This window comes from Myceligenerans indicum (assembly GCF_016742955.1).
Taxonomy (GTDB): Bacteria; Actinomycetota; Actinomycetes; order Actinomycetales; family Cellulomonadaceae; genus Myceligenerans; species Myceligenerans indicum.
In genome coordinates this window covers 1-22,877 of record NZ_JABBYC010000016.1, presented here as the reverse complement: position 1 = coordinate 22,877, position 22,877 = coordinate 1, and the positions used below count along the sequence as shown (strand labels likewise).

21 protein-coding genes are annotated in these 22,877 nt (G+C 71.7%); 2 read left to right on the top strand and 19 right to left on the bottom strand.

The features are described from left to right. Nucleotides 1-33: 33 nt before the first annotated feature. Nucleotides 34-687 (top strand): class I SAM-dependent methyltransferase, encoded by a 654-nt coding sequence (locus HGK34_RS10885; protein WP_201847079.1) that lies wholly within the window; start codon nt 34-36, stop codon nt 685-687. A gap of 105 nt (nt 688-792) precedes the next feature. Here the strand turns inward: HGK34_RS10885 and HGK34_RS10880 are convergent, their stop codons facing one another. Both HGK34_RS10880 and hisD read right to left on the bottom strand, forming a co-directional pair. Further along, nucleotides 793-2,133, bottom strand: a complete 1,341-nt coding sequence (locus tag HGK34_RS10880) for a carbohydrate-binding protein (protein WP_307815904.1) — start codon at nt 2,131-2,133, stop codon at nt 793-795. Nucleotides 2,134-2,343: 210 nt separating this feature from the next. Then, nucleotides 2,344-3,681 carry a histidinol dehydrogenase gene (gene hisD / locus HGK34_RS10875; RefSeq protein WP_201847077.1) on the bottom strand — a complete coding sequence of 446 codons (1,338 nt, stop codon included), beginning with the start codon at nt 3,679-3,681 and terminating at the stop codon, nt 2,344-2,346. 181 nt (nt 3,682-3,862) lie between these two features. On the opposite strand from hisD, the gene HGK34_RS10870 reads away from it, so the two are divergent. Beyond that, the gene (locus tag HGK34_RS10870; protein WP_307815903.1) at nt 3,863-4,120 is read left to right on the top strand and encodes an RNA-binding S4 domain-containing protein; all 258 of its coding nucleotides are present in this window, start codon (nt 3,863-3,865) and stop codon (nt 4,118-4,120) included. A 28-nt stretch (nt 4,121-4,148) separates the two neighbouring features. Here HGK34_RS10870 and HGK34_RS10865 read toward each other — a convergent pair whose 3' ends face one another. From HGK34_RS10865 to murD, 17 genes are all read right to left on the bottom strand, one after another. Further along, a complete protein-coding gene (locus HGK34_RS10865) occupies nt 4,149-4,553 on the bottom strand; it encodes a pyridoxamine 5'-phosphate oxidase family protein (protein ID WP_201847076.1) in 405 nt (134 codons plus the stop codon). Continuing rightward, nucleotides 4,550-5,176 carry an NUDIX domain-containing protein gene (locus tag HGK34_RS10860; RefSeq protein ID WP_201847074.1) on the bottom strand — a complete coding sequence of 209 codons (627 nt, stop codon included), beginning with the start codon at nt 5,174-5,176 and terminating at the stop codon, nt 4,550-4,552. The genes HGK34_RS10865 and HGK34_RS10860 overlap by 4 nt, the downstream gene beginning before the upstream one ends. Further along, nucleotides 5,173-8,739, bottom strand: coding sequence for a DNA polymerase III subunit alpha (dnaE, locus tag HGK34_RS10855; protein WP_201847072.1), 3,567 nt, complete (start codon nt 8,737-8,739; stop codon nt 5,173-5,175). The genes HGK34_RS10860 and dnaE overlap by 4 nt, the downstream gene beginning before the upstream one ends. Nucleotides 8,740-8,940: 201 nt before the next feature. Further along, a complete protein-coding gene (locus tag HGK34_RS10850) occupies nt 8,941-9,870 on the bottom strand; it encodes an RluA family pseudouridine synthase (protein ID WP_201847070.1) in 930 nt (309 codons plus the stop codon). After that, complete coding sequence (locus HGK34_RS10845) at nt 9,870-10,544, bottom strand: signal peptidase II (protein ID WP_201847068.1); 675 nt, start codon at nt 10,542-10,544, stop codon at nt 9,870-9,872. The genes HGK34_RS10850 and HGK34_RS10845 overlap by 1 nt, the downstream gene beginning before the upstream one ends. 253 nt (nt 10,545-10,797) lie before the next feature. After that, a complete protein-coding gene (locus HGK34_RS10840) occupies nt 10,798-11,199 on the bottom strand; it encodes a hypothetical protein (RefSeq protein ID WP_201847066.1) in 402 nt (133 codons plus the stop codon). Nucleotides 11,200-11,461: 262 nt separating this feature from the next. Continuing rightward, complete coding sequence (locus tag HGK34_RS10835) at nt 11,462-11,923, bottom strand: TraR/DksA family transcriptional regulator (RefSeq protein ID WP_201847064.1); 462 nt, start codon at nt 11,921-11,923, stop codon at nt 11,462-11,464. A 219-nt stretch (nt 11,924-12,142) separates the two neighbouring features. Next, nucleotides 12,143-12,787: a DivIVA domain-containing protein gene (locus HGK34_RS10830; protein ID WP_201847062.1), complete on the bottom strand. Its 645-nt coding sequence runs from the start codon at nt 12,785-12,787 to the stop codon at nt 12,143-12,145. Between the two features lie 176 nt (nt 12,788-12,963). After that, on the bottom strand, nt 12,964-13,263 hold the full coding sequence (locus HGK34_RS10825) for a YggT family protein (protein WP_201847060.1): 300 nt from the start codon (nt 13,261-13,263) through the stop codon (nt 12,964-12,966). A gap of 140 nt (nt 13,264-13,403) precedes the next feature. Next, a complete protein-coding gene (locus HGK34_RS10820) occupies nt 13,404-13,874 on the bottom strand; it encodes a cell division protein SepF (protein WP_201847058.1) in 471 nt (156 codons plus the stop codon). 280 nt (nt 13,875-14,154) lie between these two features. Continuing rightward, entirely contained in the window at nt 14,155-14,946 is a 792-nt protein-coding gene (gene pgeF / locus HGK34_RS10815; RefSeq protein WP_201847056.1) for a peptidoglycan editing factor PgeF, read from the bottom strand. 39 nt (nt 14,947-14,985) lie between these two features. Then, nucleotides 14,986-16,320, bottom strand: a complete 1,335-nt coding sequence (ftsZ, locus tag HGK34_RS10810; protein WP_201847054.1) for a cell division protein FtsZ — start codon at nt 16,318-16,320, stop codon at nt 14,986-14,988. Between the two features lie 218 nt (nt 16,321-16,538). Continuing rightward, a complete protein-coding gene (locus HGK34_RS10805; protein WP_307815902.1) occupies nt 16,539-17,330 on the bottom strand; it encodes a cell division protein FtsQ/DivIB in 792 nt (263 codons plus the stop codon). 92 nt (nt 17,331-17,422) lie between these two features. Next, nucleotides 17,423-18,901, bottom strand: a complete 1,479-nt coding sequence (murC, locus tag HGK34_RS10800) for a UDP-N-acetylmuramate--L-alanine ligase (protein WP_201847170.1) — start codon at nt 18,899-18,901, stop codon at nt 17,423-17,425. A gap of 32 nt (nt 18,902-18,933) precedes the next feature. Beyond that, nucleotides 18,934-20,064, bottom strand: coding sequence for an undecaprenyldiphospho-muramoylpentapeptide beta-N-acetylglucosaminyltransferase (gene murG, locus HGK34_RS10795; RefSeq protein ID WP_201847051.1), 1,131 nt, complete (start codon nt 20,062-20,064; stop codon nt 18,934-18,936). A 15-nt stretch (nt 20,065-20,079) separates the two neighbouring features. Then, a complete protein-coding gene (ftsW, locus tag HGK34_RS10790; RefSeq protein WP_201847049.1) occupies nt 20,080-21,315 on the bottom strand; it encodes a putative lipid II flippase FtsW in 1,236 nt (411 codons plus the stop codon). Nucleotides 21,316-21,330: 15 nt separating this feature from the next. After that, nucleotides 21,331-22,773: a UDP-N-acetylmuramoyl-L-alanine--D-glutamate ligase gene (gene murD, locus HGK34_RS10785; RefSeq protein WP_201847047.1), complete on the bottom strand. Its 1,443-nt coding sequence runs from the start codon at nt 22,771-22,773 to the stop codon at nt 21,331-21,333. Between the last annotated feature and the right edge of the window lie 104 nt (nt 22,774-22,877).

The window sequence follows — 22,877 nt, the reverse complement described above, 5'->3', positions numbered from 1 at the left end:
TGCAGCGGCGCCAATGGCCGATACTCTTTCCACGTGGCAGGGACCCAGAAGGCCGCGAGCGTCCGCCGCGCCTACGACACCGTCGCGGAGGACTACGCCGCGTACTTCCACGACGCCCGCACCGACACACCGGACAACCTCGCCGTGATCGACGCGTTCGCCGACGCGGTGGCCGCCGGTCCCGCACCCGGTTCCGTCCTCGACGCCGGCTGCGGGAGCGGCCGGATGAGCCGCTACCTCGCAGCCCGCGGGACGGCGGTCCGTGGCCTCGATCTCTCCCCGGGCATGATCGCGCAGGCGAGCCGGGCCCAGCCAGGAGTCCCGTTCGACGTCGGGACGCTCACGGACCTGCCGTACGACGACGGGGAGTTCGCCGGTGTCCTGCTCTGGTACTCGATCATCCACACGCCGGCTCACGCCCAGCCTGCGATCTTCGCCGAGGTCCGGCGTGTGGTGCGCGCGGGCGGGTGGGTGCTCGCGGGCTTCCAGACGGGCGCGGGTGTCCGCGACGTCGCGCCCGCCTACCGCCGGTACGGCCACGACGTCGAGCTCGTGCGGTATCCGTTCACGCCCGACCAGGTCGCACGATGGATGTCCGAGGCCGGGCTGCGCGAGACGGAGCGCCACGTGCAGCCGCCCGAGGACGACGCGTCCGACGGCGGATGTGCCCTGCTCGCGGTCGCCTGAGCGGACTCCGCCGCACGCAGCGACCACCCGAGCCGGACGGGTGCCAGGGAGCCGCACGGCTCCCGAGGTCCCTGGCCGCCCGGCCCGGGCGGAGGACAGCCGGGATCAGCGCCCCTGCAACCCTGTGACGGTGTCTCCGAACGTCCAGCCCCGTGACCCGTCCCAGTTGATCGACCAGGTCATCAGGCCCTTGAGCTGCCCGTTGTACGACGAGTAGGCCTGGCTGACGAGCGACGGCGACATGTATCCACCGCCCGCGCCCTCCTGTGCGGGGAGGCCGGGGACCTGCATGTCGTACGGGAGGCGGATCGTCGTGCCCTGGATCACCAGGCCCTCGTCGAGACAGTCGGTCTGCGCCACGAAGCCCTGGACCGTTCCGGCCGCATACCCGTTGCCGTCGCAGTCGTACATCTCCCCGTTGTAGTACTGCATGTTCAGCCACCAGAGTCGGCCGTTGTCGACGTACCTCTTGATGATCGGCAGGTACGCACCCCAGATTCCGCCGTACGTGACGCTGCCGCCGGTCACGTAGGCCGTCTCGGGCGCCATCGTGAGCCCGAAACCGGACGGCATACGGGCGAGCACTCCGTCGATGATGCGGATCAGGTTCGCCTGCTGGGTCGAGGGCGTGCCGATGTCACCGCTGCCGACCAGTCCTGCCTCGATGTCGATGTCGATCCCGTCGAAGTGGTTGTCCTGCAGGATCGGCACGATGGTCTCGACGAACCGGTCCGCCACGGCCTGGCTGCTGAGGTCGATGCTCGCCGTCGCGCCGCCGATCGAGAGCAGGAGGCGCGTGCCGTCCGCCTTCGCGGCGCACATCTGGGCAGGGCTCGGCACGTCCACGCCGCTGTCCATGCCGTCTTCCCACAGCGCGGTGCCGTCGGGGAGGATGACCGGGAAGGCCAGCATCGCGACGTTGTACCCGTGGTCCGAGATCCGGGGATCGTCGATCGGGATCCAGCCCATGCCCGGGTGCACCCCGTTCGAGGCACCGTCCCAGTTCTCCCAGTAGCCCTGCAGGACCTTGCCTCCCGGACGCCCCTGCACCCCGCAGGTGGTGTCCGGCGGGTCGGTCGGTGTCGGGTCGGGAGTCGGTGTCGGATCAGGGGTGGGCGTCGGATCAGGGGTGGGCGTCGGGTCGGGCTCGCTCGGTGTCGGCTGGGGGTCGCCCTCACAGGCTCCGCCGTCGGTCCAGAGCGACGGCGTGTCGGCGGGGTTCCAGCCCGTACCGGCGTACGCCGTGTGGGTGACGAGCGCCGTGTACGTGCGGCCCTGGTACGTGACCTGATCGCCGGCCGTGTAGCTGGAGCCCTCGGCCCAGACCGGCGCCGTGCACTCGGCCGCCATGGCGGGCAGCGCCAGACCCGGCACGACGACGGCGCCTGTGACCAGCGCGGCGGCCGCACAGGCCGCCACGAACAGCGGGTAACGACGGGATCTCACGACGACCACCTCAGTTTCCACGTCCGGACCGCGCGGGATGCCACGGTATTTGTTCAGGACGCTAGCAAGCTGCCTCGTGGTCACGCATGAGGGATTCCCACACGGCGGTCGCAGACGCCGCCCGGACCATCGCCACGGACGCGCCGCCGACGGCCTCCGGCCGACGGCGACCAGCGCCCGCGTCGATGCGACCGAGCCGGGAGCAGGACGTCAGCGGAACCGGCCCCGCACGGCCTCGCCGTGCGCCGGAAGGTCCTCGTCCTCCGCGACGGCCGTGATGTGCCCGGCCACCTGCTCCAACGCATCCCGGGTGTACTCGATGACCTGAACGGGCTTGAGGAACGAGTGCACCCCGAGCGCGCTGGCGAACCGCGCCGTACCACCGGTGGGCAGCACGTGGTTGGACCCGGCCAGGTAGTCGCCGAGGGACACCGGGGACCACGGTCCCACGAAGATGGCGCCCGCGTTGTGCACGCGGTCCGCGAGTGCCGGGGCGTCGGCCGTCTGGATCTCCAGGTGCTCCGCGCCGTAGGCGTCGACGACGGCGAGGCCCGCTTCCATGTCGTCCACGAGCACGACGGCGGACTGCGGGCCCTCCAGGGCCGTGGCCACGCGCCGGCTGTGCTTGGTGGCGGCGGCGAGGTCCGCCAGCCGGCCGGCGACCGCGTCGGCGAGCTCGACGGATTCCGTGACCAGCACGGAGGCCGCCATCGGGTCGTGCTCGGCCTGGCTGATCAGGTCGAGGGCGACGTGGGTGGCGTCGGCGGTACGGTCGGCGAGGACCGCGATCTCGGTGGGTCCTGCCTCGGCGTCGATCCCGACCACGCCGCGCACGAGGCGCTTGGCCGCGGCGACGTACACGTTTCCGGGGCCGGTGACGACGTCGACCGGCTCGCACAACGTCTCGCCGTCCTGCGGCGCGGTGCCCGCCGCCCCGTAGGCGAACATCGCCACGGCCTGCGCACCGCCGACGGCGTACACCTCGTCGACGCCGAGCAGCGCGCACGCCGCCAGGATCGTGGGGTGCGGGAGGCCGCCGTGGTCCTTCTGCGGCGGGGACGCCAGCGCGATGCCGGGCACGCCGGCGGTCTGCGCCGCGACGACGTTCATGACGACGCTCGACGGGTAGACGGCCAGGCCGCCGGGCGCGTAGAGACCCACGCGCTGCACGGGCACGTACCGCTGGCGCACGACGGCGCCCGGGGCAGGCTCCGTGACCCGTTCGGCGGGGACCTGGGCGGCGTGCACCTCGCGCACGCGGCGGATCGCCTCGGTCAGGCCGTCACGGACGTCCGGGGCGAGGTTCTCAAGAGCATTCGCGATCGCTCCCGGCGGGACGCGCAGGTGTTCGGGCCGCACGCCGTCGAACCGTTCGGCGATGTCGCGCAGCGCCTCCGCGCCGTCCTCGCGCACCTGATGCAGCATCGGCTCGACGACGCGGACGGCGTCGTCCACGCGCAGCTCGGCACGCGGCAGGGTGGCAAGCAGGTCTCGGCGGGCGGCCGGGGACGTCAGGTCGCGCCCGGTCAGATCGATGCGCTGGATCACGCGGATCAGTCTAGTTTCCGCCGCCGGGCGCGGGGTGTCGCGGCCGGGTCATGGACGGAGCGCCGCGGGGGATGAGAGGAACGGTCGGAGGAGAACGCCGGCCAGGCCGCGGAGTGCCGGGCCGGCGCGGAAGACGCCGGGCAGGGGACGGACGCCCACGATGATGCGCGATGATGGAGCCGTGAAGATCCGCGACCCCCAGCCCGGTGCCCTGCCCGACCCCGACCGCGTCCCGATCCGGGACGAGTCGATCCGGCTCGGGCAGTTCCTCAAGCTGGCGAGCCTCGCCGAGGACGGCGTCCAGGCTCGTGAGCTCGTCACCGGTGGCGACGTCCTGGTCAACGGCCTCACGGAGACCCGCCGGGGCCGGCAGCTCGCGCGCGGGGATCGCGTGACCGTGCAGGGGCCGGACGGGGAGGCCAGCGCCGTCGTCGGCTGAGGCGGGCCCGTATCAGGCCATGCAGGTGTCAGGCCATGTAGGTGCTGGACATGACCTTGTCCGGGGTCAGCCGCAGCACGATGCGCTCCGGGTTCGGGCGCAGCTCGCGATACCGCTTCGCATACCGCGCCACGGCGGCCGTGATCTCGTCCGGGTCCTCGCTGACGTCGATCTGTCCCTCCAGAGTGATCCAGCGGCCCCCGTCGACCTGGCACACCGCCGCCCGTGGGGAGCCTTCGCGCGGCGGGTAGCCTCGCGCGTTACGTGCCTTGACCGAGCCGCGGTTCGCCGTGATGCGCACGACGCCGGCGGCGGCGTCCCAGGTGAACGCCACGGGAACCACGTGCGGTGTGCCGTCCTGGCGCAGCGTGGTGAGCGTGGCCAGGTGGCGCTCGGTGACGAAGACGAGCTGTTCCGGGTTGAGCCGGATCACCGGGCACCTCCCGCCGTGCCGAACCCGACGGTCATGAGGGGCGGCACCTCGGGCCCGCCGGTCTCACGGACGCGAAGCGCGTCCAGCACGACGGCCTCGTGCGGCACCAGTGACACGGGCGGCTCGGCGAGCGGCACCCATGCGAGGTCCGCGGCCTTCTCCGGCTCCAGGATCCGCGGCGTCCCGGCCCAGCGCGTGGTCTCGAAGAAGAAGTCGACACGCTGCTCGACGGCGGGGCCGCCGGGCTCGCCGCGGTGCAGCACTGTGAGCGGCCGCAGGTCGGCCGGGTCGACCGTCACGCCGAGCTCCTCGGCTGCCTCCCGCACGGCCGCCTCGACGACGGACTCGCCCTCCTCGACATGGCCTGCCGCGGCACAGGCCCAGAAGCCGTCCCGGTACCCGGTGTTCTGGCGCAGCTGGAGCAGGACCTCACCGGGACCGGGCGCGCCCTGCCCGGACCGTGCCCCCACGCGGGCCCACTGGTCCGGCCGCGCCTGGCGCCGCAGCACCACGTATGCGGCAGGCACCAGCGCGAACCGCTCGTGGTCCCGTTCGTCGTAGCGGTCGTTCTCCAGGGGCACGGTGGTGGTCCCGTCCTCTCGCACACTCGTGGGATCGCTCATGACAGGCAGCTCTGCCCGAGCAGGGCCTTGAGGTCGCCGAACAGCGCCGGGGTCTTCTCGACGCGGAGCGAGTCCGCGGCCCGGACGATCGTCCGCTTGCCGGGTTCGTCCACCGCCACGTGCACCTCGGCCGACCCGGGGTGGTCTGCCAGGACCTCCCGAAGGCGCACCATCACGGGCTCGACCGCGCGGGTGTGCGGCACGGTGACACCGAGCGGGGAGTCCGCACCCACGGTGATGTCCGGCAGCGCGACCTCCATCGCCTGCAGCGAGACCTGGTCGTCGCGCTTGCGCACCTTGCCGCGCAGCACCACGACCTGGTCCTCGGCCAGGACCGTGGAGTAGGCCAGGTACGTCTCGCCGAAGAACATCACCTCGACCGCACCCTCGAGATCCTCGAGGGTGACCGCGGCCCAGGGGTTGCCGTTCTTGCTCATCTTCCGCTGCACGGACGTGAGCAGGCCGGCAACCGTGACCACGGAGTTCTCCGGCCGCTCACCGTCCCCGAGCAGGGAGGCCACCGACGTGTCCGACGCCCGTGACAGCACATGGTCCAGACCGGACAGCGGGTGGTCACTGACGTACAGGCCCAGCATCTCCCGTTCGAAGGCGAGCTTCTGCTTCTTCTCCCAGTCCGGCAGGTCGGGTACCTCGACCGCGAAGCTCATCCCGCCGTCGTCGCCCGCGTCACCGCCGCCCAGGTCGGCGAACAGGTCGAACTGGCCCTCCGCCTCCTTGCGCTTGACGCTGATCACGGAGTCGACCGCCTGCTCGTGCACGACGAGCAGCGAGCGCCGCGTGTGCCCGAGGGAGTCGAAGGCGCCGGCCTTGACGAGCGACTCGATGGTGCGCTTGTTGCAGACCACGGCGGGCACCTTGTCCAGGAAATCGGTGAACGAGGTGTAGGCGCCGTGCTCCTCACGGGCTGCGACGATCGCGTCGACCACGTTCTTGCCCACGTTCCGCACACCGGTGAGGCCGAAGCGGATGTCGGTTCCGACCGCGGTGAACTTCACGGCCGAGTCGTTGACGTCCGGCGGGAGGACGGTGATGCCCATGCGACGGCACTCGTTGAGATAGAGCGCCATCTTGTCCTTGTTGTCACCCACCGACTGCAGCAGCGCGGCCATGTACTCGGCCGGGTAGTTCGCCTTGAGGAAGGCCGTCCAGTACGCGACGAGGCCGTAGCCGGCGGAGTGTGCCTTGTTGAAGGCGTACCCGGCGAACGGGACCAGCGTGTCCCAGACCGCCTTGATCGCATCGGGCTTGTAGCCCTTCTCCCTCGCGCCCTTCTCGAAGTTCACGTACTCCTTGGCCAGCACCTCGGGCTTCTTCTTGCCCATGGCGCGGCGCAGCAGGTCGGCCTGCCCGAGCGAGTACCCGGCCATGATCTGGGCGGCGCGCTGGACCTGCTCCTGGTAGACGATCAGGCCGTAGGTCTCGTCCAGGATCTCGGCGAACGGCTCCCTGACGTCCGGGTGGATCGCCTCGATCTTCTGCTGCCCGTTCTTGCGCAGCGCGTAGTTGATGTGCGAGTTCATGCCCATCGGACCGGGCCGGTACAGGGCGATGACGGCGGAGACGTCCTCGAAGTTGTCGGGCCGCATCTGCCGCAGCAGGGAACGCATCGCCCCGCCGTCGAGCTGGAACACGCCGAGCGTGTTGCCGCTGGCGAGCAGTTCGTAGGTCGGCTTGTCGTCGAGTGCGACGTTCTCGATGTCGACGGGGCCCTTGCCGTTCATCACGATGTTCTCGAGCGCGTCGTCGAGGATCGTGAGGTTGCGCAGCCCCAGGAAGTCCATCTTGATCAGGCCGAGGCCCTCGGACGTGGGGTAGTCGAACTGCGTGATGATGGCGCCGTCCTGGAGGCGCTTCATGATCGGGATGATGTCGATGAGCGGGTCGCTGGACATGATGACGCCCGCGGCGTGCACGCCCCACTGGCGCTTCAGCCCCTCGATGCCGCGCGCGAGCTCGACGACGCGCTGCGCCTCGGGGTCGGTGTCGTGCAGCTGCCGGAACTCGGACGCCTCGGCGTGCCGGGGGTGCTTGGGGTCGAAGATCCCGGACAGCGGGATGTCCTTGCCCATCACGGCGGGCGGCATCGCCTTGGTGAGCTTCTCCCCCATGGCGAAGGGGAAGCCGAGCAGCCGGGCGGAGTCCTTGAGCGCCTGCTTGGCCTTGATGGTGCCGTAGGTGACGATCATCGCCACGCGGTCGTCGCCGTACTTCTCGGTGACGTACTGGATGGCCTCACCGCGCCGGCGCTCGTCGAAGTCCACGTCGACATCGGGCATCGACACGCGCTCGGGGTTGAGGAACCGCTCGAAGATCAGGCCGTGCTCGAGCGGGTCGAGCTCGGTGATGCCCATGACGTAGGCCACCATCGAGCCCGCCGCGGAGCCACGACCCGGTCCCACACGGATCCCCTGCGCCTTGGACCAGTTGATGAAGTCGGCGACCACGAGGAAGTACCCCGGGAACCCCATCTGGATGATGACGTCGGTCTCGTACTCGGCCTGCTTGCGCACGGCGTCCGGGATGCCGGACGGGTAGCGGCGGTGCAGCCCCGCCTCGACCTCCTTGACGAACCAGGAGATCTCGTCCTCGCCGTCCGGCACGGGGAAGCGCGGCATGTAGTTGGCGCTCGTGTCGAAGGACACCTCGCACTGCTCGGCGATGAGCAGCGTGTTGTCGCAGGCCTCGGGGAACTCGGCGAAGATCTGCCGCATCTGGGCGGCCGACTTCACGTAGTAGCCGGTGCCGTCGAACTTGAACCGGTTCGGGTCGTCCAGCGTGGACCCGGAGTTGATGGCGAGCAGGGCCTCCTGGCTGGTGGCGTCGCCCTCCTGCACGTAGTGGAGGTCGTTCGTGGCCACCAGGGGGGCGCCGATGTGCTTGGCCAGCTCCAGGAGCTGCTTGGTCACCCGGGTCTCGATCTCGAGCCCGTGGTCCATCAGCTCGACGAAGTAGTTCTCCTTGCCGAAGATCTCCTGCAGCTCACCCGCCTGGCGCACCGCCTCGTCCCACTGCCCGAGGCGCAGGCGCACCTGGACCTCGCCGGACGGGCAGCCCGTGGTCGCGATGAGGCCCTCGGAGTAGCGCTCCAGAAGCTCGCGGTCCATCCGGGGCCACTTGCCCATCTGCCCCTCGATGGACGCGAGCGACGAGGCGCGGAACAGGTTGTGCATGCCCGTGTTGTTCTTGCTCAGCAGCGTCATGTGCGTGTACGCGCCACGCGCCGAGACGTCGTCGGACTCCTGGCCCTGCTCGCCGTACCGCACGCGCGTCTGGTCGAAGCGGCTGGTTCCCGGCGTCACGTACGCCTCGACCCCGATGATGGGCTTGATGCCCGCCTTCGTGGCCTGCGCCCAGAACTCGTGGGCGCCGAACAGGTACCCGTGGTCGGTGGTCGCGATTGCCGTCTGGCCCTGCCGCCCGACCTCCTCCATGAGGTCCCCGATCCGTGCCGCACCGTCCAGCATGGAGAACTCGGTGTGGACATGGAGGTGGACGAAATCCTCGCTCTTCGAGGCGGCGGAGGGAGCAGTCGCGGTGGGCATGGGCCGATCCTATGCGGGGTGTCGGACACGGACGAAGAGCAACGCGCAGGGTGCGGGAAAGGTCAGGGGCACGCCCCCGGCGCCGCCTCCACGGGCGGGGCCTCGCGGTGCCGGAACCGGCCCCTGACCGTGCGATCCGGGTGCGGTCGGGCACAGGCCGAGTGCCGGTCCGGCGCTGCCGGGGCCTGCACGGTCACCGCCTCAGCGGTAGTCTCCCCCGACCGCCTCCAGCGCGGCCTCGAGGTCGGCCGGGTACTGGGAGGTGACCTCCAGCCACTCCCCCGTTCCCGGGTGGTCGAACCCGAGGCGCACCGCGTGCAGCCACTGCCGGGTGATCCCCGCCCGGCTCGCCAGCACCGGGTCGGCACCGTAGGTCAGGTCTCCGACCAGGGGATGCCGCAACGCGGCGAAGTGCACGCGGATCTGATGCGTCCGCCCGGTCTCCAGGTGCACCTCGACCAGTGAGGCGGCGGGCAGCATCTCGAGGGTCTCGTAGTGCGTCACCGACGGCTTCCCGTCGGCCGTCACCGCGAACTTCCAGTCCGCGCTCGGATGCCGGCCGATCGGTGCGTCGATGGTGCCCGACGTCGGGTCCGGGTGGCCCTGCGCGAGCGCGTGGTAGACCTTTTCGACGGTGCGCTCCTTGAACGCCCGCTTCAGCGCGGAGTACGCGGCCTCCGACTTCGCGACCACCATCAGGCCCGACGTGCCGACGTCGAGCCGGTGCACGATCCCCTGCCGCTCGGGCGCACCCGAGGTGGAGATCTGGTAGCCGGCCGCGGCCAGTGCCCCGACCACGGTCGGCCCGGTCCAGCCGGGCGACGGGTGCGCTGCGACACCGACGGGTTTGTCGATCACGACGACGTCGTCGTCGTCGTGCACGATGGCCATGCCTTCGACCGGCTCGGCGACGACCTCCGCCGCCGGACGTTCGTCGGGCACGTCCACCTCGAGGCTCGAACCGGCCAGGACGCGGTCCGACTTGCCGACCTCACGGCCGTCCAGCCGCACGGCGCCCGACGCCGCCAGGTCGGCCGCCCGTGTCCGGGAGAACCCGAGCATCCGGGCGAGAGCGGCGTCCACGCGGTCGCCGTCGAGCCCGTCGGGGACGGGCAGGGTGCGCAGCGGCATCAGACGGACCCGGCCGGGCGGCCGGGCGCGTCGGCGCCGTCGGCGTCACCGCTGCCGTCGCCGTCACCGGACGACGCGGGGGCATCGTTCCCGCCCGACGCCGGGTCGCGCTCGGCGCCGTCGCGGCGTCCGTCGACGCCGATCCCCAGGAGGGAGAGGACCGCGATCCACACCGCGGCCACCACGATGGCGATGTCGGCGACGTTCCCCACGAAGAATCCGGCGTAGTCGATGAAGTCGACCACGTGGCCGCGCGCGAACCCGGGGTCACGCAGCAGACGGTCCACGAGGTTCCCCACGGCGCCGCCGAGCAGCAGGCCGAGCGACACCGCCCAGCCCCGCGAGCCGATCCTGCGCATCAGCCGCAGGATCGCGATCACCACGGCCACCACGATGATCGTGAGTACCCAGGTCATCCCCGTGGCGATGGACAGCGCGGCACCCGAGTTGTACACGAGCCGCAGCTGGAGGAGATCCCCGATCAGCTCGACCGGCTCCCCGCCCGTGCTGAGGGCCGACTCCGCCCACCACTTGGTGAGCTGGTCGGCCACGAGGACACCGGCCGCGAGAACGCCGGTCCAGGCGATCAGCACGCGGCTGCCCGACGGCGGGGGCGTGGCCGGGGAGCTCATCTCGTCGCCGGCCGAGGCGGAGGATTCTGCGGGAGTAGACATCAGGCAAAGTCTCCCATGCGGCGAGCGATGGGCGGACCGCGGCCGCGTGCCCCTTCCCAAGAACGTCACACGCCTCTCGGAAGGACAATGCGGCACGGCCGCGAGATCCCCGGCACCCGGAACGCGGCAGAAGTAGGTGAGGCCCTTTCCCGGGTTCCGGGAAAGGGCCTCACCAGATCCGGCGCCGCCAAGGCGGCGCCGTACCGCACGAACGTACGCGGCAGCCTGCTTCAGCCGCAGGCCCCGCGGACGGTCAGTAGACCGACTGGACGGTGGCGGGCTGCGCGTTGCAGGCCGTGTACTCGGTCACGTTGGCCGTGCTGAGCAGGTTCAGCGGGCCGTCCCAGTGCCACGGCAGGAGGCAGACGTTGTTGAGCACGTTGATCGAGCCCTCGCCGCCGAGCTCCGCCTGCTCGCCGTTGCAGGCCACGTAGCTGGTCAGGTTGCCGCTGTTGCTGGCGTTGCCCGGACCCTCCCAGTACCACGGCGCGACACAGACGTTGTTCAGCACGTTGAGGCTGCCGTCGCCCGCGGCCTGGGCCACGCTCTCGGCGCTGGTCGCCGCGCTCGCACCCGTCGCGGCGGCGCCGACCACGCCGGCCGCCATGACCACGGCCGCAACCGCACGACCTGCCGCACGGATTCCTCGCTTCATTGTGTCTCCTCGATAGCGTCGTGTGATAACCGACGAATCACACGCATGAATGACATGCGTGTGATTCATCGAGAAGAGCATCTGTCGAGAAATACATCATGTCAATCGGAACGTCAGGAGAAACATCAATGATGAATGCGACATTTCACGATAGAATCTCAACACAATGCGCCAGCAACAACCGCAACCCGGACATCACCACATTGATATTCGAGCAGATATCCGCTCGACACGGACAGCGAGAACCATCCCGAAAAAGCGCTCAGCGACGCTCTTCGCGAGCTTTTGCCTCCACCGAGAGCGTGGCTCGCGGGAAGGCCTGGAGCCGCGCCTTTCCGATGGGCAGGCCCGTGACCTCGCAGACACCGTAGGTGCCCGCCGCGATGCGGTCGATGGCATGCTCCGTCTGCTCCAACAGGTCGCGCATGTTGTTGACGAGCGTCAACTCCTGCTCGCGCTCGAGCGCGCTCGAGCCGTAGTCCGCCTGGTCGTCGCCCGCGCCGTCGCCGGAGTTGCGCAGGAGGTCGCTGAGCTCGGCATCGGCCGCCCGCAGCTCGCCCTCCAGGCGCTCCTTGTCCTCGAGCAGGAGGACCGCGAGCTCCTCGACCTCACGCAGCGTCCACGGGTCCTCGCCATCGCGCACCGGGAACTTCTTCACATCTTTGGCAAGGTTCGGAAACGACTGCTTCAGCGCGGTGCGCGTCGTCGTCGAAATCTTGGTCATGGGTACCCCTTCACGGCCGCCCCGGGTCAAGTCCGAGCAGCGTAGGCACAAGTAGCGGCCCGCACAACGGGACTCGCCGTGAGAACGGCGATTCCGCGCTGTACGGGCCGCTGACCGTGCCGCCGCGCGCCGGTGGCAATGAGGTCGTCTTCCGGGGCCGGCGCTCGGCGCCCTTGCGACCGCGGACGGAGGCCTGCGGCCGCTCCGCCCGCCGGGGCGTCAGATTCCTTGAGCCATCTCCGCGGGACGGCCCTGCTGCTGGGGGCCGCGCCCCTGTGGGAGCGCGGAGCCGCGGGCGTCGAGGTCGCCGAGCAGGTTCTGCAGGAAGCTCTTCAGGCGTGTGCGATAGTCGCGCTCGAAGAGACGCAGCTCGTCGATCTTGCGCTCCAGCAGCGAACGCTCCTGCTCGAGCTGCGACAGGGTGCGGTGGCTCGTCTCCTCGGCGTCCCGCACGATCCTGGCACCCTCGGCCTTCGCCTCGGTGATCAGGCGGTCGCCCTCCTCCTGGCCGGAACGCACGTAGTCGTCGTGCAGCTTCTGCGCCAGCTGGAGCATCCCTGTGGCGTTCTCCGGCTCGGGCGCACCCTGCGGACCGGCCATCGGCGCCGCGACCGGGGCGGGAGCCGGGGCCGGCGCCGGGGTTGCCTGACGCTGCGCGGCACCCTCCCCGCGCGACAGCTCGGCAATACGCCGCTCGGCGGCTGCCAGCTTGGAGTGCAGCCCTTCGTTCTCCTCCTGGACGGACGTGAGGGTCCGCACCACCTCGTCAAGAAAGTCGTCGACTTCCTCGACGTCATACCCTTCACGGAACTTTGTTGCAGAGAACTTCTTGTTCAGGATGTCCTCAGCTGTCAGCAGTGCCATGCATGTCACCTCAATGCCTTGAAGCCGGAATTGCTCGGCGGAACACGGGCGCTCACCGACGACGGTGGCTGCCGGCGCATCCGCCGGGTTCCCACGTTAGCGGATTGTTACCGGGCTGGACACCAGGACCCCGTCCGGTCACGAACTCATCACATGCACCATGACAAGGGTCACAGTCACGCGGCGGCGAATGCAAGCCCGCCGACGATCTGCCTGGCAATAACCACCAGGAAGAAGAGCACCATGAAAGCAAGGTCCAACTGCACCGAGCCCAGCCGGAGCGGCGGGATGATCCGCCGCAGCGCCCGCAGGGGCGGGTCCGTGACGGTGTAGATGGCCTCGGCGAGCACAAGGGCCACCCCGGACGGCCGCCAGTCGCGGGCGAAGTACTGCACCCAGTCGAAGATCAACCGCCCGATCAGGAGCAGCAGGAACGCGAACAACGCGAAGTTGATGATTCCCCAGAACAGAGCCACGGGACCAACCTACGCGATGCACGCTGCCGTGCGGTACCAGCGCACCGCGGGACGCGCACACAGAAGGGCGCGCCGGGCATCGGTGACCGATGCCCGGCGCGCCCGACCGGTCGGCAGGAACCGGCCCCGCAGGGGTGCTGTCAGCTCTGGTTGTAGAAGCCGCCCTTACCGGCGGGCGGCTGCTCGACCTGCTCCTCGCCGGCGATCTCCACGTGCTCCGGCGACAGCAGGAAGACCTTGTTGGTGACGCGGTCGATCGAGCCGTGCAGCCCGAAGATCAGGCCCGCCGAGAAGTCGACCAGGCGCTTGGCGTCGGCGTCGTCCATGTCGGTGAGATTCATGATGACCGGGGTACCCGAGCGGAACGCCTCGCCGATCATCCGCGCGTCGTTGTACGAGCGCGGGTGCACCGTGGTGATGCGGCGCAGCTCCGACGTCGACAACGGGACGTCGCCGGGGGCGCCGTCAGGGTGCAGCGGGGTCACCTGGGCGTGTCGGTGGTCCTGCACGGTCTCCTCCACGTCCTCGTACTCGTCGTAGTACGCGTCCCGCTCGCCCTGCTCGTCGGCGAGGCCCAGATACAGCATGGTCTTTCGAAGCGCTCCGGCCATCGCTCTCTCCGTTCGTCGCCCTCTTGCGAGTCCTTCTCTGCCATCCGGTCTGCCTGCGTGTCACCGCACGAACCCGGGCGGCTTGACAAAAGTAGCCTGGCGCGTTCCGACACCGAAGTGCGACACGCCGCGCCGTGACCAACTTTGCCAAAGTTGTTCAACTTGCGCCCCCTGAAATTACAGCTTTGTGCTTCTGCAGGTCAGGTCTCGAACGGTAACCGGAGTGTCTGACATCGCCGTGGGAGCGCCGTGCTCCCGCCGCGGAGAGGCGGCGCGGGCCTCAGGCCAGCGCGACGACGCCCGCCTGCCGGCCCGTCGCCGTGCCGCGAGCCGTCGCGCGGCGATGGGAGAAAAACGTCTCGTCCTCGAGGGTGCACCGCCGGACCCGTGTCACGGCGACTCCCGCGCCGGAGAGCTGGGCGCTGACCGCGGCGGGCAGGTCGAGCGCCGGTGTCCCCCAGGATGTCCGGGCGAAGGCGCTCGGTACCGCTGCGGAGACCTCGTCCCGCAGCTCGTCGGGCACCTCGTAGCAGCGACCGCACACCGCCGGGCCCACCGCGGCCCGCACCCGGTCGGGACGGGCGCCCCGCTCGGTCATGGACTCCAGCGCGCGCAGGGCGACGCCGGCGGCGGTACCTTTGCGCCCGGCGTGCGCGACGCCGACCACTCCTGCCTCGGGGTCGGCAAGCAGCACGGGCACGCAGTCGGCGACGAGGACGCCCAGACCCAGGCCGGGTTCGGCCGTCACGAGCGCGTCACCGTGGCCCGCCGACTCCGGGGCCGGCTCGGTGGACCACCGTGAGCGGTCCCGGGAGCCGAGCGGGATCACCCGGTCGGAGTGCACCTGGGTGGCGAACGCCACCGGGGCCCCATCCAGGACCACACCGAGCCGCGCCCGGTTCTCCCGGACACGGACGACGTCGTCGGACACGTTGAGGCCGAGGTTGAGGCCGGGGCCGGACGGGCCCGCCCACGGCGCCGGGGAGACGCCCCCGGACGCCGTGGTGAAGAAGGCCCGAACCCCCTCGCCCAGGTCGACGGAGATCGCGTCGATACCGGTGGCCGCTGTCATGGACGCGAGCCTACGGGGTCCTCCGGCACGCCGCGCGCGTCACTTCAGGAAGTCGGGAACGTCCAGCTCGTCTGCCGGCCGCCGCGACTCGTCGTACAGCGGCGGCACCTCCACGCGCGCGCCGCCACCCGACATGTCCCCGGCGTTGCGGCGGTCGAACGCGGGCGCGACCACCACGGCCGGTTCGTCCAGGCTCTCGGGTACGTCGTCACCGCCGTCGTCGGTCACGACGTGCGGCAGCGTGGTCACCCCGGCCGCGGGCGGGATCGCCACGGGCCGGTCGTCACCCGGGGGCGCCGGCACCGGCTCGGGCGCCCGGCGCGCCGCGTCCGAGGACGAGACGGCGGGGACCTGCGCGGTGGCCAGGGCCGAGCTGCGCCCGCCCGCGACCGTGCCGAGCGCACCGGAGTCCTTGCGCTGCTGCGGGACGCCGCCGTCGAACCCGGCGGCGATGACCGTGACGCGCACCTCGTCGCCCAGGGCGTCGTCGATGACCGTGCCGAAGATGATGTTGGCCTCCGGGTGCGCGGCCTCCTGCACCAGGCGCGCCGCCTCGTGCACCTCGAACAGGCCGAGGTCGCTGCCACCCTGGATGGAGAGCAGCACGCCGTGGGCGCCGTCGATCGACGCCTCCAGCAGCGGCGAGGAGATCGCCAGCTCGGCTGCCTGAACGGCCCGGTCCTCACCACGGGCCGAGCCGATCCCCATGAGCGCGGACCCGGCGCCCTGCATCACGGACTTCACGTCGGCGAAGTCGAGGTTGATCAGGCCGGGCGTGGTGATGAGGTCGGTGATGCCCTGGACACCGGAGTGCAGCACCTGGTCGGCCGAGTGGAACGCGGAGATCGCGGACACGTTGCGGTCCGACATGGACAGCAGCCGGTCGTTCGGGATGACGATCAGCGTGTCGACCTCGTCCCGCAGGTTCTCGATGCCCTGGTCCGCCTGGACCGCGCGGCGGCGGCCCTCGAAGGTGAACGGGCGGGTCACGACGCCGACGGTGAGGGCTCCGAGGGACCGCGCGATGCGCGCCACCACCGGCGCGCCGCCCGTGCCCGTGCCGCCGCCCTCACCGGCGGTCACGAAGACCATGTCCGCGCCGCGCAGCACGTCCTCGATCTCCTCGGCGTGGTCCTCGGCGGCCTTCTTGCCGACCTCGGGGTCCGCCCCGGCGCCCAGACCACGGGTGAGCTCGCGCCCGACGTCGAGCTTGACGTCGGCGTCCGACATGAGAAGCGCCTGCGCGTCGGTGTTGATCGCGATGAACTCGACACCCTTGAGGCCGACCTCGATCATGCGGTTGACGGCGTTCACACCACCGCCCCCGATGCCGACCACCTTGATCACTGCCAGGTAGTTCTGCGGAGTTGCCACGTCGTCGCCTTTCGATCCGGGTTGTTGCGACCGCCCCCTGTCCTGCGAGAAAGTCTCAGGTTAAGGTAGAGGGTTAGTGTTATGTCACGTTGCTGCTGACTCCGACGGTATGTGCGTACCACTGCCGGTCCAAGAACATCGTCGCGCGTGTCGCGCCGCGACGCACGCTCGAATCACACTCATGTGATTTCACCCGCCCGCGGCAACAGAGGACGGCCTCAGCGCGTGACCGGGAGGTCCGGTGACGAGACGTCGATGATGCGCGCGTCCGGCTCCGCGGCGCGCAGGGTGGTGACCACCCGCGCCTTCAGCTCGAGGCGGTCGCCGCTCCCCCAGACCACCGTCGTCCCGTCCTCCAGGCGGGTGCGCACGTCGTCCTGGGTACCGGCCGTGACCGACGTGACCGTGCCGACGAGATCGGGCGGCAGCGCCGCCATGACGTCGAGCGCGGCGAAGAGGGCGGCCCGCGAGGTGGCGTCGTCGGTCAGCGGCACGCTGACCACCGGCACGCCGGGCGCCGAGCCGGCGGTTCCCACTCGCACCGCGTCCTCGTCGAGCAGCGCGTACGCACCGCCGTCGGGCACGGCCACGACCGGCTCCCGGGAGGTGAGCTCGACCGTCAGCCCCCGCGGCCAGTCGCGCATGATCCGCACGTCCTTGACGCCGTTCAGCTCCAGCACCCGCTCACGCAGGGCGACCGTGTCGAGGCGCGGCAGCGGCACGCCGCCTGCCGGGAGGATCTGGTCACGGACGTCGCCGACGTCGATCGTGGTGCCCTCCCCGGAGATCAGGACCTCCGCGGGGTCCAGCGCGAGCACGGGCGAGACGAAGGCCAGCCAGCCCAGCGCCGCACCCGCCGCCACGCCGCCCGCGGTCCAGGCGGCGCGGCGCCAACGGCGGGTGCGGACCACGGCCCTACGCTCCGCGTCCCGCTCGGCGATGCGGTCGACGACGCTGACCGGGCTGTCCGGATCGGCGTCCTGGGCCGGGGGGCGCGCCGGCGCGGGCACGTCCTCACGCTCCGCCCGCACCTGGCGGCGCGTCCCGCGGTCCTCCCCCCGAGCCGGTTGCTGTCCCCGCCGTGCGGGCGTCGACGGCGGTCTCATCCGCGTGCGGTCCCCGCATCGGCCAGTTCTCCCGCCGCCACGCGCGCGGCGAGCCGGTCCAGGATCTCGGGACCGAGGAGGGTGACGTCCCCAGCGCCCACGGTGAGCACGAGGTCCCCCGGCCGGGCCAGGTCCGCCACCTCGCGGGCGGCGTCGTGCATGTCGTCGACGGCGCGGGCCGTGTCCGGCGACATCAGCGCCGTGATGGTGCGCGGGCCCACCTGCGGGTCGGGGTCCTCACGCGCCGCGTACACGCCGGTGACGACCACCTTGTCCGCCGGTGACAGCACGCGGGCGAAGTCCGCGGCGAAGTCCCGGGTGCGCGAGAACAGGTGCGGCTGGAACAGGACCAGGACGCGCCCGGGGGCGGCGACGGTACGGGCCGCCTCCAGGAGCGCCGCCACCTTGGTGGGGTGGTGCGCGTAGTCGTCGACGACGCGCACCCCGCCGGCGCTGCCCCTCAGCTCGAACCGGCGCCCGGTGCCGGTGAACGCCCGCGCCGCCGCGACGGCGTCCCGTGCCGGAACACCCAGCAGCACGGCGGCGACCACCGCCGCCGTCGCGTTCAGCACGTTGTGCCGTCCCGTGACGACCAGCCGCATCGCGAGCGGCTCCGGGCCGAGCGGTGCTCCCGTCAGGGTCGCGCCGGCCCCGTCGGCCGTCGTGGTGACGTCCGTGACGCGCACGTCCGCGCCGGCCGACTCGCCGTAGGTGACCACTCGTCCTCCGGACGCGGTGACCTGGCGCGCGACCGCCAGCGAACCGTCGTCGTCGGCGCACGCGACCAGCATCCCGCCGGGCCTGAGGCGTCCGGCGAACTCCACGAACGCGTCGTGGATCGCCTCCGTGGTGCCCCAGTGGTCCAGGTGGTCCGGCTCCACGTTCGTGACGACCGAGACGACGGGCTCGTAGTTGAGGAAGGAGCCGTCGGACTCGTCCGCCTCGGCGACCAGGATGTCCGAGGAGCCGAGGTGGCCGCCCGGGGTCTCCGTGCCGGCGGTTCGGACCGTGCTGCCGATCGCGTAGGACGGGTCGGCCCCGGTCTCCCGCAGCACCACGGCGAGCATGGCGGACGTCGTGGTCTTGCCCGCCGCCCCCGCGACCGCCACGCCCCGGCCCCCTGCCATCAGGGCGGCGAGCGCCTCGGACCGGTGCAGCACCCGCAACCCGGCGGCGCGGGCGGCGGCGAGCTCGGGATTGCCGTCGCGCACGGCGCTGGACACGACGACCGTGTCGGCCGGACCGGTACGGGCGACCGGGCCGCCGCCGTCCGCGTCCGGGCCGGCGGGGCTGTCGCCGTCGCCGTCCTCGCCGGAGACGTGCGCGGCGTCGTGCCCGACCCAGACCGGGACACCGGCGTCGCGCAGGCGGGTGACGGTGGCGGAGTCGACGCCGTCGGAGCCCTGCACGGGCACCCCCCGGGCGTGCAGCAGGTGAGCGATGACGGACATGCCGGCTCCCCCGATGCCGATCATGTGGACCCTGCCGAGGTCGGCGACGGCGTAGGTCACGCGATCGCCTCCGCGACGAGGTCGACGACGCGGGAGGCGCCGTCGCGCACGCCGGCGGTCGCGGCGCCCTTGGCCATGACCTCCAGCCGCTGGGGATCTCCGAGGAGGGCGGGGATCGTGGCGGTGACCCAGTCGGTGGTCAGGTCGGCGTCGTCGACGAGGAGTCCGCCGCCGGCCTGGACGACGGGGGCGGCGTTGAGCCGCTGCTCGCCGTTGCCGATGGGCAGCGGGACGTACACGGCGGGGATGCCGAGGGCGGCGAGCTCCCCGACGGTCCCGGCGCCGGCGCGGCACACGACGAGGTCGGCGACGGCGAGGGCGAGCTGCATCTCGGCGAGGTAGTCGCGCACCTGGTAGAGCGGGGCGGTCTCAGGGGGCAGCGCCGCGGCGGCCTCCCGTACGGGGCCGTCCTTCTCCTTGCCGGTCAGGTGCAGCACCTGGGCGCCGGTGGCGGTGATGGCGCGTGCGGCGCCGCCGACGGCGCGGTTGAGGCTGAGCGCCCCGAGGGAGCCGCCGGTGACGACGAGGGTGGGCCGGGCGGGGTCGAGGCCGAGGGCGGCGGCCGCCCGCGCTCGGGCGGCGGCGGTGTCGGCGGTGCGTTCGTCGACGAGCCGGGCGATCTCGGCGCGCAGCGGCAGACCTGTCACGACGCCGCCCTTGAGCGGGGTGCCGGGAAAGGTGAGGCCGACGCGGGCGGCCCAGCGGGCGCCGAGCTTGTTGGCGAGGCCGGGGCGGGCGTTCTGCTCGTGGATCACGACGGGGACGCCCTTGCGCCGGGCGGCGAGGTAGGCGGGGGTGGACACGTAGCCGCCGAATCCGACCACGGCCTGCGCGTCGATCTCCTCGATGGCCGCCTCGGCGGCGTGCACGGCCTCGCGCAGCCGGCCGGGCAGCGCGAACAGGTCGGCCGAGGGCTTGCGGGGCAGTGGTACGCGGGGAACGTGCCGGAGCTCGTAGCCGCGGGACGGGACCAGGTCGGCCTCGAGGCCGGTCGCGGTCCCCAGGGCGAGCACCCTGGCCTCAGGATCCCGGCGGCGGATCTCGTCCGCGACCGCGAGCAGGGGGTTCACATGTCCCGCGGTCCCGCCCCCGGCGAGCACCACCGACCGGACGTTTGTCTGGGTCAACTCAGTTCCACCTCGTCATCGTTTCTTTCTCGTCGCCGCGCCGAGCACGGCCAGCGACCTGCGGATGACGCTACCGCGTGCGGCGAGCGCCTCCGACGCACCCGGTTCGGTCCGGGCGAAGGAGATCACCATCCCGAGCGCGCCCATGGTCGTGATGAGCGCGGACCCGCCGGCCGACACCAGGGGCAGGGGCACGCCGATCACGGGCAGCAGGCCGATCACCACGCCGATGTTCACCAGTCCCTGCCCGACGATCCAGCACGCCACGGCGGCGGTGGTGACCTTGACGAAGGGGTCCTCGTGGCGCCGGACGATCCGGCTCATCGCGAGCCCGAGGACGGCGAACAGGCCGAGGACGAGCAGCGTGCCCAGCAGGCCGAGTTCCTCGCCGATCACGGCGTAGATGAAGTCGTTGTGGGCCTCGGGCAGGTAGGACCACTTCTCGCGGCCGGCTCCGAGCCCCACTCCCCACAGCCCGCCCGTGCCGAGGCCGAACAGCCCGTGCAGGGACTGGTAGCACTCGCTCGACGCGTCGCAGTCGGCGCCGTACGTGGCCAGGATGCGGTCCAGGCGGTCCTGGCTCTCCTGCAGGACCACGAACACGTAGCCGACGACGCCGGCGACGCCGGCTCCGAGGCCGAGCAGGCCGGCGGGCACGCCGGCCACCACGAAGGCTCCGGCCACCAGCATCCCGACGACGATGGCCGTGCCGAGGTCACCGCCGGCCAGCACCAGTCCGAGCACGACGACGGCGCCGGGCACGGCGGGCATGATCGAGTGCGACCAGGAGCCCAGCAGTGCCTGCTTGCGACCGAGGACGGTACCTAGCCAGAGCGCGAGCGCGAGCTTGGCGAGCTCGGACGGCTGGAAGGTGATCGGGCCGAGGACCAGCCAGTTCTGCTGCCCGTTACGGATCTCTCCGAGGAAGATCACGAGGAAGAGCAGCACGATCGCAACCAGCAGGGCGGGCAGGGCGAGGCGTTTGTACCAGCGCAGGGGCACGCGCGTGGCCACGAGCATCACGGGCAGGCCCATGAGCGCGTACTGCGCCTGGGTGACGAAGTCGCGGTACGGGGAGTCGCCGTCGGCGATGGAGGTGACCGCGGAGCTGGACAGCACCATGACGAGGCCGATGACGGTGAGCAGGCCCGTGGCGCCGACGAGCAGAAAGTAGCTCGTCACGGCGTTGTTCCACTGGCCCAGCCACTCGCGCTCGTCGCGCGCGTTCCCGGCAGACGAGGTCGTCGCCATGCTCCCCTCGCTTCGTCAGTGCTGGTGCCCGGCCCCGTCGTGCGTCTGGTCGGGCTCACCGTCGCGGGTGCCGCGCCGCGCCTCGTGGCGCACCGCGGCGGCGAAGGCCTCGCCACGCTCGGCGTAGGAGGCGAACTGGTCCATGGACGCGCCGGCGGGTGCCAGCAGCACGGTGTCTCCTGTCCGGGCGAGGCCGCGGGCGGCGGCGACGGCCCGGCGCATCACGGTCCCAGTGTCGCCCGGATCGATTCGGACCACGGGGATCCCGGGCGCGTGTCGCTCGAGGGCGCCGGTGATCGGTGCGGCGTCGGCTCCGATGACGACGGCGGCGCGCAGCCGGTCGGCGCGGCCGGCGACGAGCTCGTCGAACTCGGCGCCCTTCGCGAGGCCTCCGGCCACCCAGACGACGGTGCCGTGCGGGAAGCCGGAGAGCGCCGCGGCCGCGGCGTGCGCGTTGGTCGCCTTGGAGTCGTTCACGTAGGTGACGTCGTCGATGACCGCGACGCGCCGGATCCTGTGGTCGCCGGGGGCGAAGGCGCGCAGTCCGTCGCGCACCGCGGCGGCCGGGACGCCGTGGGCGCGGGCCAGGGCGGCGGCGGCCAGGGCGTTCGCCACGACGTGCGCGGGCGGGGTGACGCCGCCGGACAGGTGCTCGAGGTCGGCGAGGGTGGCGAGCTCGGCGGCGCCGCCGCCGCGGGCGGGGTCGTCGGCGGCGAGGTGGAACGCGCGGTCGACGAGCACGTCCTCGACCAGACCGACGTCGCCGGGTCCGGGGATGCCGGCGACGAACCCGACGGCGCGGGCACCGTCGGCGACGTCGGCCGCGCGCACGAGGTCCTCGGTGTGCCGGTCTGCCTTGTTGTACACGCAGGCCACCTGGGCGCGTTCGTAGATGCGGCCCTTGTCCGCGGCGTACGCCTCGAAGGAGCCGTGCCAGTCGAGGTGGTCGGGGGCCAGGTTGAGGACTGCGGCGGCCTCGGCCGCCATCGTGTGGGTGTGGTGCAGCTGGAAGCTGGACAGTTCCACGGCGAGCACGTCGAGTTCGGGGTCGAGCGCGGCCTCGATCAGCGGGCGGCCCACGTTCCCGACCGCCACGGACCGCAGCCCGGCGGCCCGCAGGATCGAGTCGAGCATCTCGACGGTGGTGGTCTTGCCGTTGGTTCCGGTCACGGCGAGCCACGGCGCCGGGCCAGGACCGGCACCATCCAACCCCAGCGCAGGGCCGCGCCGGCCCGCGGGATCACGGTCCGACGGCGTCCGATCCACCCGGAGCCGCCACGCCAGCTCGATCTCGCTCCACACGGGAAGCCCGGCCGCGGCTGCGGCGACGAGCAGCGGCGACGACGGCGGCCACCCGGGCGAGGCCACAACGAGATCGGCGCCGCCGACCAGATCTGCCACCACCTCGCCGATGTCCGCGCCCGACCACGACGTTCCTGTTGATGGCCGCGCTTCCATCGACGGCGATGTCGTGGCCGGCGACGGCGTGGGCGTCGGCGTCGGCCGCGGGGGGGCGGCGGGTGGCTGTCTCTTATACACATCTGACGCTGCCGACGATAAGG